This window comes from Nostoc sp. DSM 114159 (assembly GCF_053470285.1).
This window is the reverse complement of record NZ_JBPFEH010000001.1, coordinates 6,621,957-6,636,565: the sequence shown is the minus strand read 5'-3', so window position 1 is coordinate 6,636,565 and position 14,609 is coordinate 6,621,957. Positions and strand designations below refer to the sequence as shown.

The following is a 14,609-nucleotide window of genomic DNA, read 5'->3' as shown; positions in this document are numbered from 1 at the left end:
CCTTTGAGCCTCTATTTTCTAATAGTAACTAAAGTTTGTAGCCAAAACCGGAAAATTAAAGCTCTGAGAGTCTTTCAGCGATTGGGTTCTCCCAAAGTGACAAAAGAAAGTTAGTTTGACATCAACTCAACCAGCAACGAATGAGATTTTGGGCAGGAGCTTGGGTAGCGAACTCTTGAGCCTGCGCGATCGCAATATCTCACACAAATCAACAAGTTTTAATCCGGTTTCCGCAAGGGAGCTATTATGACACGACAAAAAAAGCAGATCGTTAGACTTCTTGGCATTTGTCGGGGAAAAGGGGAAGGGTTAAAGGGTAAAGGTATGGAATTTTCCCAAACCCAGTAACCTTTTACCTTTCTCCAACCGGAAAGCAAAAGCTACTTTTGCAAGATGTCTATTGCTTTTGCACAGCAACAAATAAAAGTCACTGTACATCCTCTAAGAGTTGTTTCCTACTGGTCTCCAAGCTAAGAATACAGAAAATCAACCACAGTAAACCTGCGGCATAGCCAGCTGTCACATCAGTTAACCAATGGACTCCAAGATAAAGCCGACTAAAACCAATGGCAGCAATTAAGACTACAGTCAAAGCATAAATCCAAAAGCGCCATTGAGGAAACTGTTTTGCTAGAATATAGCCGATAAAACCGTAAATTACTATTGAGACCATTGCATGGCCGCTGGGGAAACTGTGTTGACCCACATTAATAATATGCTTCCATAGTGCTGGACGCGCTCTACCAAATAATAGTTTCATCAAATAATTTAGTAAGATTGCGCCGACTCCAGCTATGCCCAAGATAGTTGCTTCCCGGCGACGATTATAATATAAAGGACTAATTGCCAGCCCCAAAGAAGATAACAGCATTACTACTGGATCGCCGAGAAAAGTAATACTAACCATGATGCGATCGCGCAGTGGTGTATGCAACTTCTGAATCAAGAGCAAAATGGCTTCGTCAAGATTATATGCATACAACAATCCGGTGCTGCATACAAAGGCGCTAACAACCCCCAATACCGGAATAAATCGATTACTTGTTTGGTGTAATTGTCGCTGCATCCATATTTGAGACAGTACGGCTGAATCAAATATGTTTCGATTTTTCCCCCTCACCAAAGCTATATTTTTTTTAGTGCCAAAGGATTGCAAGTTACTGTCTTCAATGACTGCGGCAGATGATTTTGGAGCCTTGACTGATTGACTTTGTATAGAAGAAGCAAGTGATTTATTGACTTTTTTCCAATAATCTAAAACAATTTCTTGAATAAGCAGCCCGATGGTAAAAGACCCGCCTTGTCCTGCCGGACACGCTTCGCGAAGGGCGATCGCGTTTAAACTCTTATCTGGAGAGAAAATAACAAGCACATTCCCGGTGTAACTATTAGCACGAGCTTCTAAGATTATTTTCTGCTCTAATAATCTCGATTCCAGATATCTTTTGAGAGCTTCTGAATGGTAAAGCCCATTTACCTTATATCTAGCTCTTCCTTTAACAGCAGTATGTATTGCTTGAACCCAATGATTTTCATTGAGAAGTTCATCGAAATGAGCTATACCCATTTTTTTTAATTGATAATAGGGACATTTGGACTGGAGACTAGGAAAGAGAAATTTTCATACGTTCTGGGACGCTGTTGTTCAAAGTTACTTACTCTTAACTATCAATAAGTTAATGGCCACTGTATTGGCAACTACACAACCTTTTCGCTCACAGGTTGCAGTTGTAAAGCCTGGGAGTTCACCCCACCATTACCACGCAATCGCCATCGCTTGTAGGGCAAGATAAATATGGTGGCAGATTTTAGTTTCTTAATTATGTTTCTTGAGGTAGAAAGTATCCGTTCCCAAACATCTGTCCTAAACCTTCGATACACAATAACATTATGTGCTTGGTTGAGTTTGCGCGTACTATCAATTAGATTAATTAAAGCGTCAAAAACAGCACCTACAATTGATTTTGTCGCTACCTCTTTTGGCTCAATCGCTTCACGGGCAGTTTGAATCAGACTAATCAGATGCTGGCGCATTTGATTGTCTGAAATTACACGTACTTGATAATTGATAACGATGGATGTAGCTTCTAAATTAGTACGAACATTTGTAACTCTATTATCAGATTCTATGATCATTTTGAGTTTATTAGCATACTCTGTATCTCTGGCTAACAGAGGAATACGAAAACGAATGCGTCCAGGAATTGCATGGACAATACTATAGAATATTTTTGGAGTTGGTGGTGTTTTATTAGCTGCGCTTTTAACTGCATTTTTTGGTGATAAATGCTGATAAAAATTAGCTTTTTTGTCAGAATGAGACCGATTTCTATTAGTCATAAGATTATATGATGTTTTAGTTTCAAAAGATAAAATAATCTATTAATGTGCTGATATAGCGTTTTATTTAACTGCATTTATTTTACTTTAGTTATACATATTCTTCTGAGTGAAAAAATCTATCCCAGTAGTGAATCTAGCTGTTGCTATCATCAGGTTGATTTATTTCCAGATATTTAAGTATATATAGGTTTGAATGTAAAATTTGTAACTTATGACTGTTGAATTACTATAGTCACAAGTAGTAAGATCGAGAGTATCTATGAATTGACTGGATAAGAGTATTAGCTTGATTTCATACAAGCGTTGCTTATTTATTTTATTTAGTTTTTAGGTATGTGTTTATGCCGCAAGGGTTAGGGTTACTAATTCAACTGGTACTAGAGTTCGCACCTGTTGTTGCAGAGCTAGTACAAAAGAGAAGTCAAGACAGTTTGGCTCTAAGTAAATATAAACCGATTGAAGCAATTCCCGAATTACTCAAAGTTATAAATGCTTCCAATCAAAAAAGCAGTTATTTGGAAGATTTTGAACAAGAAAAAATTCTCCAACAGCAATTAGTAGTTGACAATCAAGAAACAAGATTAAGAATAGCCGCCGAAGAGCGAGAAACAACGCTCAAGTTGCCAGAAGTCAATAAAATTATTGATAGCTGGCCCTTAAGATTATACCCTTCACAAATCTTAGAACAAACCAATTATGGACGCACTCCACTAAAAATTTTTATCGCTCCTCCGCAAGTAAATTTTGATCGATTTGATGATAATCGAGATGAAAAAATTCCCCAAATTGAGTTAATGTTAGCTGAAGGATTACGAGATTTTCTTAACAAGCATTACTCTTTACACAGTCAAGTTAGACCAACAGAGTTGTTAGCAGGAGCTTGGGATAGTAAACGTTTTCACAGTGAATCAAGTATTAAGGCTCTGTTTAGTATGTTGAAAACAGAGCCTATTTTAATTTTGGAATCAGAAAAGGATGGAGATTATTTAAATTTTCGGATTGCCTACTGGGGTTTAGAACCAGGGAATTATTTTTATAAAACAATTGCTCGTCTACCTTATCGAGAGATTTTGGAAGAGTCTGCTAAAAGACGAGCGTTAGAATGGAAAAAAATTAGAGATAAACTGATTGCTTTGGGAGAAGAAAGCGAGGAAATTAATCACATTGGAAAAGAGAATGTGGTTAATTTGACAATTTTAGAAAAGGTAGAAAAATGGAATGAAAAAGGAATTGATATTAGGAAGTTATCTTTACAATATCAAGTCAATCGTCAAGACTTGGAAGAACTTTGCCAGGTTTTGATTACCTATCACTGTTTGGTTGCAGGTTGGATAGCTGATGCTTACCATTTAGTCGATCGCGGTGTACCTCCACTATTACCAGAGTTGCTGCCGAGTTTGCTATCAGATAGTATTGATTTACAATCAATACAGGTTATTGCTTCAGGTTATAAACAACTTTACCAAGCTCTGGAAAATGAGCGTTCTTACTGGATTCCAGAGTTGGCTTTGCAATTAGCCCAAAGTTTATCACATTTAAGTAAGACCTACGGCGGTAAACTACGTACTTGGGCAAACGAACAGCTTGATTATTCTGTGAATACATGGTTACAACTACGCCAAATATCACCACAGAATTTTACTAACCCGCTTCAGGCAATGCAATCAGCAGTCAGCATCAAAGATGAAGAATATATCAAAAAGCTAAAAGAATATTTTGTCGCAGTAGGTGATAGTCAAAGTATTGCTGATGTTGAGTCAATTTTAAATTGCGTCGCCAACCTCAAACATCAAGTTAAACTAGAACATACCGTCCTTAGCCATACTCTAACGGGACATTCCGAAAAGGTGACATCTGTTGTTATTAGTCCCGATGGTGAGACTTTAGTTAGTGGGTGTGCAGATAAAACCATTAAAATATGGAATCTCAACACTGGTAAACTTATCCGCACCACAGAAGATTTAGGCAAAATTTCATCTGTTGCTATTAGTCCTGATGGCAATTTTCTTGCTGTTGGTAGTTCCCAACATCCCAAAAGTAATGTTAGAGTATTAAACGCTAATTCTGGCAAGTTAATCCACACTCTGTTAGGACATCAAAAACCGGTTAACTGCATCGCAATCAGTCCTGACGGACAAATTCTTGCCAGTGGTAGTAATAAAATTAAAATTTGGAATTTGCATAAAGGCGAACGCATTTGTACTCTTTGGCATTCATCGGCAGTTAATGCTGCTGCTATCAGTCCCAATGGTACAATCCTCGCTAGTGCTAGTTCCGATAACAAAATTAGGCTATGGAACCCACGCACAGGAGATCCATTACGCACCATTAACGGACATTCAGGTGAGGTGAAATCAGTAATCATTAGTCCTGATGGAGAAATGCTCTTTAGCGGTAGCGCAGATAAAACCATTAAAATTTGGCATTTAGCTACGGGTAAAGTGCTACACACCTTGAATGGACATTTAGAAGAGGTTAGATCCTTAGCTGTTAGTCCTAATGGAGAAATTCTCTTTAGTGGTAGTGCAGACAAAACTATCAAAATTTGGCATTTGCAAACTGGAGAGTTACTACAAACTATCACAGAACACTCAGGGGCAGTAAACTCTATTGCTATTAGCCAGAATGGTCAATTTCTTGCTAGTGGTAGTTCTGATAAAACTATTAAAATTTGGCAGATTAATTAAACTTTTTAGTTACTCGTTTGTTGATTCTTCTTGGCTAGTTCCATGCAATTTAATAAAGCTATCAAAAGCATACCATGCTAAAACATACCAAGGAATCACTTCTAGTTGTAACCCTTTCTTAAGTAATTGCCGTACTGAAAGACTAGCTAATCCCAAAGGGAAAAGAATCCGCAGATCGAAAGCACCATGCGTTAACTGTTTGACGCGTTGGTTTAAGTCAACAACCGCAGATGATACTCCATCTGCTGCCTCGGTGTTACCTTCGGTAACATCAGCAAAAATTATGCCTAAATCTTTAAGTGTTGCTAGCACATCTTCCAGACTGCCATCATTACCATCGTGATTAATCACAATACTGCCATGAGCAACATTTGTCTTAACTCGATTAATGTGCGAATTTGCTGACAAAGCATTAGCAATGCGTTGCATTTTTTCTGGTTGACGATGGGAATGAGCCACTCTCAACCGCAATCTTCCGGGTGTCGAACTTACAACTTTTGTAGATATCGGTTTTGGCGGGGTTTTGAAAGTAGTTTTGTTTATAATTTCTGACATTTTATTGTAAGTATTATAACCATTTGTCAACATAAAATCGCCTTTTTAACTGAAATTATTCTAGTGGATTATTTTTCGTAAAAGGGCTTATTATATAGCAGTCACAAATTATTTATGAAGTTATTTATTTCTCTTTATTTGCGTCCTGCTCCGTAGGAGTATGCAGTTTGTTAAAAAGAGTCATTCTCACAAATCATGAATGATTTATGAAATTTTCTATTTTCGTAGGGTGGGTTAGGTAAGACACCGTAACACCCCCTACTAATTTGAGATTTTGATAATTGAAAGTCCGAGATCGGGAACAATTTAATTTGCTGATATGTAGATGAAATTACACACCATTATCGGGGACATTATCTGCATGAGTGGCACTAGCTTCAAAGGCTGGGGTTTGTTTTTCCTCAGCAAGTTCTGCTCTAGCTTCAGCTACCATGTCTTCCCAAGTTTCCCCCATTTCTGCAATGGTTCCTTTGCTTCTTTCATAAAGACCAATTCCACCTTTGATCGCTGATTTGATTAAGGGTTTACCAACTCCAGCCACAATGGGCAACAAAACAGGTGCTAAAAGTACTGCACCAATTCCGGCTATTATACCGGGAGCGCCTGCGTCTTCAATAAAATCACTAATTTTAGGTGCCATATTCAAGTTCCTCCTATTAATTAAAAGGTTTGGGAAGCTTTCTAAATTACTCTGTCGGCATAGTTGTATCATCTCGCCGATGGTAGAGTTTTTTGGTGACGACTTTTGAGAATTGGACGCAATCCGTTGATGCCGGCAACTACTGTTGAGCCGTTGTTAACTACCGTTGCAGCTAAGGGGTTAAGACCAAAGAGAACGGCGATCGCTAATGCTGCTAAGTTAGGAACAGCAACAAGTCCTGTGTTTTGTCGAATCAATTGCTTGGCTTGACGAGCGATCGCGATCGCTTCTAATAAACCATGCAAGTCATTCTGCATCAACACTAAGTCTGCTGTCTCACGGGCGATCTCAGAACCGTTGGCAAAGGAAACGGAAACATCGGCGTAGGCTAAAGCTGGCGAATCGTTGATCCCATCGCCTACAAATGCAACTGTCTTACCTTGCTCGTGCAGTTGGCGGACAACTGTTGCCTTTTGTTCTGGAAAAGCTTCGGCGTGAGTATGCGTTGGCAAGATACCAAGTTCAGCAGCAACAGCAGTCGCAGTTCGCTGATTATCGCCGGTTAGCATGTGAATTTCTACACCTTCGACCGTCGAAAGTGCTGCGATTACTTCCCGGCTTTCGGGACGGAGAAGGTCACTATATTTAATAATACCTTGAAGTTGACCGTTGCTGGCTACATAAATCGCTGAATTTGGAGATTTTTGCTGACCGTTTAGCGCTTCGGTATTAACGCCATTGGAGCGCAAAAAGCGATCGCTCCCCACGTAAACTGTCTCTCCATCAATCAAAGCTTGCACGCCTAAACCTAGTTGATAGTCCCACTTACTACGCGGCAAAATTTCCACTTGCTCTGCTTGGGCATAGCGAACAATTGCTTCTGCTACTGGATGAGTTAAACGTTGTTCGGCGGCGGCTGCCAATTCCAACACCCGCAATCTTGAGGTTGCTGGATTGAGACTTTCCACACTAACAACATCGACTTCTCCCTTAGTCAGTGTCCCGGTTTTATCAAAAACTATGGTATCAACTTCTGCTAATTGTTCTAACGCCCGCCCGCTACGGATGAGAATCCCCCGTCGGGCAGCATAAGTTAATGCTGCTAAAACTGTTGTCGGGACTGATACTCGAATCCCTGTAGCAAAATCTAGAGTTAAAACGCTGGCTGCCCGTGAAGGATTGCGGGTTGCGGCAAATACTGCCCCACCAAGTAACAAAGTTGGCACAACAGCTTTTTGAGCAAATTTCGTGGCATAATTCTCCATCCGGGTATCGTGAACAGGTGCTTCTTGCATTAATTTAATGCTCTGTCCGGCGCGGGTATCGTTGCCTATCCGTTCTGTGAGAATATAAATTCGTCCTTCCCGTACCAGCGTTGAGGCGAAAACTGGTTGTCCTTTTTTCTTCAGCACCGGCATCGACTCGCCAGTTAGTTTCTGCTCATCTAGCAGGGCTTTACCTCGCAAAATGCTACCATCAATCGGCACTTGTTCGCCGGGATAAACAATCACTGTATCGCCACGCTGCACATCTTGAATGGGAATTTGTTGCTTGTCGCCATTGCGTTCCACCCAGACGAATTGCCCCAGAGAACTAAGTAAATCTAGAGTTTGTTGAGCAGAAGAACGAGCCGTGCGATCGCGGATATTTTCGCCCACTTCAATTAAACTGAGCATCAGCGATGGTGTGAGAAATTGTCCTTGCAAAGTAGTAATCGCGATCGCCATCAGATCCAAAAAGTCAATATTCAATTTTCGTTCTACCCTAATACCTTCCCAGGCTCGTTGGACGACGGGTAGTGTGGCAATGGCAATGGGAAGCGCCACTATCAAAGGCGGGATCGGTAATCCTAACGGCCCTCCTAGTACTGCTAAAGTAGTGGCAACGGCAGACAGTTGTAAACCTGGCCAAGATGCCTCTTTTTCGGTTTCTGATAAAGATGTAGAGTTTTTGAGAACGACTACCTCACTAGCAGCTTGAATCAAATCGTGAAGGTGCGATCGCATCTTCGCTTCGGAAACTTTATCAGATTTATAAGTAACTGCAACCGACATTGCCGCAGGCTTGACACGGACATTCTTCACCAGCGCATCTGCTGTTAACAACACTTCTAGACGTTTGGCATAATCTGCATCACAGCGTAAGCGAGGTATGCGAAACCGCAGTCTTCCCAAAGTTGTATGGACAATGCTGTAGTTAACATTGGGTAACTCTGCATGAGAGTGTCCATTAGTGTCAATTAAAGAAACTTTTCCATTCCCTTCCAACACAGTGAATTGAGATTTTGGGGGTGATGGTAGTTGCAGTGCTACTTTTGCCATTACTTTTCTTTAATCCAATATTGTTACACTTCGATGAAAATCAGGCTCTTTGCTGGGGTAAAGAGAGCAAATTAGCCACCAATCTTGCGAGATTGATTATTTGCGCTCTTCTGGACTGGTTGGCTAACTTATCGCTGTAGGTAAGCTCATACCAAGCGTGAAAAATGATTGCGACAGATGGAAAACTGAAACACTTATTTAATGGAGATTTCACCATCCAAAATCTAAAATCTAAAATCCAAAATGGTATCAGTTTGTCAGCCACAGGGTTTCAGAATCAGGGCGTTGCAATACGTTTATAAAGGTAAATTCGCCATAAATCCTAAAGAAACACACATCGCAGGGGATTTTAGATTACTCCACACACTGGAGAACTCTGGAGTAGTGTGATTTGCCGTTGTTGTGTGTGTAACTTCATTCGTCTGACTAACTTCTTCTATGGGTTGGTTAGTCGTTGCGATCCCTAGTGTTGGTGGGTTTGTTTCCAACGCTAATTCCATCAGACTCACCCAATAAGATAATGGGATATCACCAGACTGATAAGCGATCGCGATCGATGCTACATCAAAATTCACACGCGCGCTGGTAACTTGAGCATCAGTTTTCACTATTCTCTCAAGCCGCCGCCCATAGGCTCGATCTTGGGCAATTTTTGGCACATTCAACCGAATACGTCCCGGAATTTGATGAACTACGCTGTAGTCAATCTTTGCAGGTGCTACCACCTCACTATTTTCTTGTTGGATAGTAGATTCGGATATGTCGCTTGCGATCGCAGAACTGGTGTGATTACCTTCGTTTTTTTCTGATGTCGGAACTTGAGAGCCAAGATAACCAATTACACCACGGGTTGCATCCGCCGTAATCATATAAACTGGAATCGAAACCCAGCCATGAATTCCTAACCCTCCTGTTACCGCCAAGCCTGTCATCATCGGAATTAAGGAAATACCTTGTTCTTTCCAAAATGAAAGCGATTTCCAAGCTGCAAAGGGATCGGTGTTGCTAGGTGAATCAGAGGAAACTGGCGGCTGTTGAATCTGAAGATCGGATTTTAGCGCCAAAATCTGCGGTAATGACAGTTTATGTTCATCAAAATTAATCACCAAACTGCCCGTTTGCTCATTTACAGAAACTTCCTTCACTCCTTCTATAGAGCGTAAATCTTGGGCTATGTTGTCTAATATCGAGTTAAGACTACTGTCAGTGGTACGGAGTCGCACGCGCCCGGTAGTTACATGAACTATTTGCAAGGCACCTGAAGGCTGTAACTCCGTTGACTCTGCCATCGCTTTAGTTGTATTATGTCTAACTTTATTACTTTGTTGTGTAGAGATTAAGTCAGATGAAATTTTATCCGACAGACTTAATTTTTCGTGATTAATGATACTTTTAGTCATTTCCTCGATTACCCAATAGCTCAATCAAGCAATAGGTTAACAATAGGTTAATAATGGATTAACTGTAACACGTAGCTTTGAGGTTAAATGTATTTCTTGCGGATTATTTTCTATTAAAACTTATTAAGGTTTGCTGTTTATATTCTTGTTTAGTAAATACGTCTAAAGTAAGTAAACCAAAAAGTTTTGTCAGGATTCAGATCGAATAGTTAGGAAGTAGAGACGGGCAAAACTGATAATTAATAGAATCAGCCAGTAGTGCTTGTACAAAGAAATCAATCACAAACCGATCTTGACAGCGATAAGTCTAGAAACGTCTTAATTCTTCTAGTATTCCCTGCAAGCGTCTGGCTCGTTGGTTGAACTGGCTTTGGTCTAACAATTTTGAAAACAGGCTCAAGTAGTTTGCCTTCATAAACCCTATAACTTAGTGTCATTCGGTCAAAGGAACCTAGAGAACTGTGTAATAACCTTTCAATACCATAAATAAACGTGAGTTCGACAGACCTCTCCCGGACAGCCTCCCTCTCTTAAAAGGCGAACGCGAGTGCGTCTTTTAAGAGAGGGAGGAGTAACGAGTAATATCAAGTTCGGCTAATTAGTTATAATTCCCGAATCTATGCAGAAAGCCTGAAAACCCCTCCCCTCTGCTCCTCTGCTCCTCTGCCCCCCTGCGGTCTTAATGATAAGTCTTTAACCGAACACGATATAAGGAGAGTTTTTGCTCCCCTCTCCTAGTAGGAGAGGGGCTGGGGGAGAGGTCAAAATCGCACTCGTCGAACTCACGTTAAATAACTATATACTCAGTAAATAATTAGTTTGCAATACTTAATGTTTGAAAAACTAATTATTAGTTTTTCGTGTTATTGTGATTTCCAGCACATCTTTTTTTGTATTTATTGTGTAGGCTCTATCTGGTAAGTAAAATTACTAGATAAATTTATGGTGATTAAAGCGCCAAGCAGCAGAATTCCTAATTTTGCTGTGGTATTAACCTGACTTACAGTTCGGTTATTTGATTTTTGAGCAATTAGTAGGTAACTCAACGGTAAGTTACTAGAAAAGCTTTGCATGACGACATTGAGTGTCTAGCAAAATGTGAATGCCTACCTTTTGTAGCAGCAGTAATCATAACTGGCGTAGCGCAAATCAGCCATATCGAGCCTAAGCTTTCTCTACGAGACGCTCCGCTAACGCACTATAAGAAAAGAAAAATATATGAGTACAACACGCAAAATTCGTTTAGGTGCATTCATTCAAGCCACCGGACACCATGTTTCTGCTTGGCGACACCCCGATTCACAAGCAGATGCAGGACTGAATTTTGAGCATTATAAGGAAATTACCCAAACCGCCGAACGCGGCTTATTCGATGCAGTTTTCTTGGCAGATAGTCCAGGAGTCTGGGGCGGCGCTCCAGAAACTCAGCATCGCAATGGTAAAATTGCCCATTTTGAGCCTGTTACCCTCTTCTCGGCCTTGTCTTCTGTAACCCAAAAAATCGGCTTTATTTCCACCGCTTCGACCACTTACGAAGAACCCTACACCCTGGCACGTAAGTTTGCATCTCTAGACTACTTGAGTAAAGGCCGGGCCGGGTGGAATGTAGTCACAACAGGCAATGAAAATGCTGCACGTAATTTCGGGCTTGAGCATCACCCAGAACACAGCCAGCGTTATGAACGCGCCGAAGAGTTTGTGGAAGTGGTGAAAGGTCTATGGGATAGTTGGGAAGACGATGCTTTCATCCGTGACAAAGAGTCTGGTGTATATTTCGACCCGGATAAACTGCATACATTGAACCACAAGGGCAAATATTTCTCTGTAAAAGGCCCTTTAAACGTCGGTCGTCCGCCCCAAGGCTACCCCGTGATTGTTCAGGCTGGAGCCTCGGAATCGGGACGGGACTTGGCAGCACGCACTGCTGAGGCGATTTTTACCGCCAATCAAACCCTAGCTGATGCCCAAGAATTTTATGCTGATATCAAAGGTAGGCTAGCACAATATGGGCGATCGCCAGACGATCTCAAAATCATGCCTGGGGCTTTCCCAATCATTGGCCGTACTGAATCAGAAGCTCAAGAAAAATACGAATTTCTGCAATCGTTAATCCATCCCGATGTCGCCTGGGGGATTTTAAAGAACTATTATAAGGGTGTGGATTTGTCGAAATATTCTTTAGATGATGTAGCTCCCGAACTACCCAGCGACACCAACACTAACAAAAGTCGTCTCAAACTGGTCAAAGATTTGGCTACTCGTGGCAGTCTTACGCTGCGTCAATTGTATCTCTCTCTTGCTACTGCACGAGGTCATCGCACCATACTCGGTACTCCCGAAACCATTGCTGACCAACTAGAAGAATGGTTCAACAATGGTGCAGCAGATGGCTTTAATATCATGCCGCCAATCCTTCCCACAGGATTGGATGAATTCGTTAACCTAGTCGTTCCCGTCCTCCAAAAACGCGGACTGTTCCGTACTGAATACGAAGGCAGTACTTTGCGCGAAAACCTGGGATTGCGTCGTCCGGCTAATCGTTTTGCTGCTAAACAACTAGATGAAAGATTGGTGTTGGCGTAAATGATTTTTCATATCTGCACTGTGTTGATAGTGCTGTAGCGTAAATCAATTTTTCACGGATGCTTATGCCATACCTTTTAAATTGCACTTTCTGTAGATCGCCACCTACAGACAATTGTGGAGAGACGCGATTGCACAGAGACACGATTGTAGAGAGACGCAATTGCACAGAGACACGATTGTAGGGAGACGCGATAAATCGGCGTCTCTACAGGAAATGTATTTGTCAATAGCAGCATTGGATGCTGAAAAAACCTGTAATTTTTGTTGTAGGGAAGGAAAAAAACATGACTGAATATAGCCGATTGAAGACCTCACGCTCTGCTGCAATCAGAGCAACCCTTGATTATCCAGTAATCGATACCGATGTTCATACCAATGATTTCACGCCAGCTTTTGAGGATTACATTGCTAAGTACGGCGGTGCGAAACTTGTAGATGAGTTACGCAAGACTGAAGCTTCCCGTCTCAACTCCAAGAGCAACGGTAAAGACTGGTATCAACAAACTCCTGAAGAACGTCAATACAACCGGACAATCCGATCGCCTTGGTGGGCTAGAGTTACCAAAAACACATTGGATCTTGCTACCTACACCCTCCCCGGACTGCTCTATGAGCGTCAAGCAGAACAGGGATCGGACTATTCGGTGCTGTTTCCCAATAATGTCTTAGCACCAGCTGGAGCGAGTCCAGAGAACCGTCAAGCACTGCAACGTGCGGTCAATCACTATCATGCTGATATTTATCGGAAATATAGCGATCGCTTGACACCGGTTGCTGGTATTCCTTTAACTACTCCCCAAGAAGGCATTGAGGAGCTAGAGTTTGCTGTGAAAACACTGGGCTTAAAGGTGATTAATATCACTGGCGGTGTGAAACGGCCAATTAAAGCGATCGCTGATAAATATCCAGCCGATAAATTCCCTGAAATTGCCAAGTATGCTTCTTATATCGACTTCTACGGACTAGATAGTGAATACGACTACGATCCTTTCTGGGCAAAGGTCGTGGAACTTGGCGTACCTGTCACCACCCATTACGGCAGTCAGGGTTGGACTGGCCGCTCCTCCATCAGTAATTACATGAACAACCATATCGGTCACTTCGCTGATGGTTCGGAAGCATTTGCGAAGGCGCTGTTCTTCGGCGGTGTTACCAAGCGTTTTCCCCAGTTGCGTGTAGCAATGCTCGAAGGTGGTGCAGATTGGGGTGCGCGTGTCTACATCCATTTGGTAGATCGGTTCTTGAAGCGCAATATCAAGGCACTGCAAAACTACAATCCGGCGTTGACAAATGCCGACGAGTTGTTTGAAATATTTGAGCGCTATGGTGCAGAAGTTACTCAAGGGTATTCCCTCGATAAGGACGAATTGACCAAGACTGTACTGGGAGCTTCCTTCAGCCGTCATAGCCGTGCGCCGATTGGTAGCGAATTGGATGACTTTGCCGCCGCAGGTATTGAAACAATTGAAGACATCCGCGATCGCTGGGTGAATAGTTTCTTCTTTGGTTCCGAGTCAGACGATCGCACGATCGCTACGGCATTCAACGACAAAGCCAATCCCTTGGGAGTCAAAATCAATGCCATCTATTCCTCCGATGTTGGTCACTGGGATGTACCAGACCTCACCTCCCCCTTGGCTGAAAGCTGGGATCTCGTACAAGAAGACGTTATCTCCGAAGCCGACTTCAAATCCTATGTATTCGCTAATCCCTACAAGTTTTACACCCAAGCTAACCCCGATTTCTTCAAGGGTACAGCGATCGAATCTAAGGTAGGTAACACCGAATTTAAACAAGTAGACAAGAACCTAGTAGTGGCATAAAGAGTGCTGAGTACTGAGTTCCGAGTGCTGGCTGAGTACTTCTTAATTCACTCAGGACTTAGGACTAAGTAGGGTAAAAGGCGAGATGAGGGAGCAGAAGAGAAGTTGCAGTAATGTTTTACCTCTCTCTCTGCCTCTGCTCCCCTGCCCAATGCCCAATACTTCGACTTCGCTCAGTACAAGTGCTCAATGCCCAATGCCCAATACTTCGACTTCGTTCAGTACAAGTGCTCAATGCCCAATGCCCAATACTT

10 protein-coding genes and 1 pseudogene are annotated in these 14,609 nt (G+C 41.9%); 3 read left to right on the top strand and 8 right to left on the bottom strand.

The features are described 5' to 3' along the window. Positions 1–427: 427 nt before the first annotated feature. Both ACR5KR_RS28045 and ACR5KR_RS28040 read right to left on the bottom strand, forming a co-directional pair. The gene (locus ACR5KR_RS28045; protein ID WP_448268768.1) at positions 428–1,567 is read right to left on the bottom strand and encodes a phosphatase PAP2 family protein; all 1,140 of its coding nucleotides are present in this window, start codon (positions 1,565–1,567) and stop codon (positions 428–430) included. A gap of 131 nt (positions 1,568–1,698) precedes the next feature. Next, a complete protein-coding gene (locus tag ACR5KR_RS28040) occupies positions 1,699–2,340 on the bottom strand; it encodes an HMA2 domain-containing protein (RefSeq protein WP_445628506.1) in 642 nt (213 codons plus the stop codon). 344 nt (positions 2,341–2,684) lie between these two features. On the opposite strand from ACR5KR_RS28040, the gene ACR5KR_RS28035 reads away from it, so the two are divergent. Then, the gene (locus tag ACR5KR_RS28035; protein WP_448268767.1) at positions 2,685–5,030 is read left to right on the top strand and encodes a WD40 repeat domain-containing protein; all 2,346 of its coding nucleotides are present in this window, start codon (positions 2,685–2,687) and stop codon (positions 5,028–5,030) included. A 9-nt stretch (positions 5,031–5,039) separates the two neighbouring features. Here ACR5KR_RS28035 and ACR5KR_RS28030 read toward each other — a convergent pair whose 3' ends face one another. The 6 genes and pseudogenes from ACR5KR_RS28030 to ACR5KR_RS28005 all read right to left on the bottom strand — a co-directional run bounded on the left by ACR5KR_RS28030 (position 5,040) and on the right by ACR5KR_RS28005 (position 11,019). Continuing rightward, the gene (locus tag ACR5KR_RS28030) at positions 5,040–5,585 is read right to left on the bottom strand and encodes an HMA2 domain-containing protein (protein WP_448268766.1); all 546 of its coding nucleotides are present in this window, start codon (positions 5,583–5,585) and stop codon (positions 5,040–5,042) included. 331 nt (positions 5,586–5,916) lie between these two features. After that, a complete protein-coding gene (locus ACR5KR_RS28025) occupies positions 5,917–6,225 on the bottom strand; it encodes a DUF5132 domain-containing protein (protein WP_445628503.1) in 309 nt (102 codons plus the stop codon). Between the two features lie 68 nt (positions 6,226–6,293). Continuing rightward, positions 6,294–8,546, bottom strand: coding sequence for a heavy metal translocating P-type ATPase (locus tag ACR5KR_RS28020; RefSeq protein WP_448268765.1), 2,253 nt, complete (start codon positions 8,544–8,546; stop codon positions 6,294–6,296). A gap of 296 nt (positions 8,547–8,842) precedes the next feature. Beyond that, on the bottom strand, positions 8,843–9,946 hold the full coding sequence (locus ACR5KR_RS28015) for an HMA2 domain-containing protein (RefSeq protein ID WP_448268764.1): 1,104 nt from the start codon (positions 9,944–9,946) through the stop codon (positions 8,843–8,845). 310 nt (positions 9,947–10,256) lie between these two features. After that, positions 10,257–10,370 (bottom strand): annotated as a pseudogene (locus tag ACR5KR_RS28010) (IS982 family transposase); the annotation flags it as partial. A gap of 472 nt (positions 10,371–10,842) precedes the next feature. Further along, a complete protein-coding gene (locus ACR5KR_RS28005; protein WP_448268763.1) occupies positions 10,843–11,019 on the bottom strand; it encodes a hypothetical protein in 177 nt (58 codons plus the stop codon). 145 nt (positions 11,020–11,164) lie between these two features. Here ACR5KR_RS28005 and ACR5KR_RS28000 point away from each other — a divergent pair, with 145 nt between their 5' ends. Together ACR5KR_RS28000 and ACR5KR_RS27995 are read left to right on the top strand one after the other, a co-directional pair. Next, positions 11,165–12,529, top strand: coding sequence for an LLM class flavin-dependent oxidoreductase (locus ACR5KR_RS28000; protein ID WP_448268762.1), 1,365 nt, complete (start codon positions 11,165–11,167; stop codon positions 12,527–12,529). 287 nt (positions 12,530–12,816) lie between these two features. Then, positions 12,817–14,355 carry an amidohydrolase family protein gene (locus tag ACR5KR_RS27995; protein WP_448268761.1) on the top strand — a complete coding sequence of 513 codons (1,539 nt, stop codon included), beginning with the start codon at positions 12,817–12,819 and terminating at the stop codon, positions 14,353–14,355. The last annotated feature ends 254 nt before the right edge of the window (positions 14,356–14,609 follow it).

Bases quoted from the DNA above. Each gene is read 5' to 3' on its own strand.
- ACR5KR_RS28045 (WP_448268768.1), bottom strand. From the start codon at position 1,567: ATGGGTATAGCTCATTTCGATGAACTTCTCAATGAAAATCATTGGGTT.
- ACR5KR_RS28040 (WP_445628506.1), bottom strand. From the start codon at position 2,340: ATGACTAATAGAAATCGGTCTCATTCTGACAAAAAAGCTAATTTTTAT.
- ACR5KR_RS28035 (WP_448268767.1), top strand. From the start codon at position 2,685: ATGCCGCAAGGGTTAGGGTTACTAATTCAACTGGTACTAGAGTTCGCA.
- ACR5KR_RS28030 (WP_448268766.1), bottom strand. From the start codon at position 5,585: ATGTCAGAAATTATAAACAAAACTACTTTCAAAACCCCGCCAAAACCG.
- ACR5KR_RS28025 (WP_445628503.1), bottom strand. From the start codon at position 6,225: ATGGCACCTAAAATTAGTGATTTTATTGAAGACGCAGGCGCTCCCGGT.
- ACR5KR_RS28020 (WP_448268765.1), bottom strand. From the start codon at position 8,546: ATGGCAAAAGTAGCACTGCAACTACCATCACCCCCAAAATCTCAATTC.
- ACR5KR_RS28015 (WP_448268764.1), bottom strand. From the start codon at position 9,946: ATGACTAAAAGTATCATTAATCACGAAAAATTAAGTCTGTCGGATAAA.
- ACR5KR_RS28005 (WP_448268763.1), bottom strand. From the start codon at position 11,019: ATGCAAAGCTTTTCTAGTAACTTACCGTTGAGTTACCTACTAATTGCT.
- ACR5KR_RS28000 (WP_448268762.1), top strand. From the start codon at position 11,165: ATGAGTACAACACGCAAAATTCGTTTAGGTGCATTCATTCAAGCCACC.
- ACR5KR_RS27995 (WP_448268761.1), top strand. From the start codon at position 12,817: ATGACTGAATATAGCCGATTGAAGACCTCACGCTCTGCTGCAATCAGA.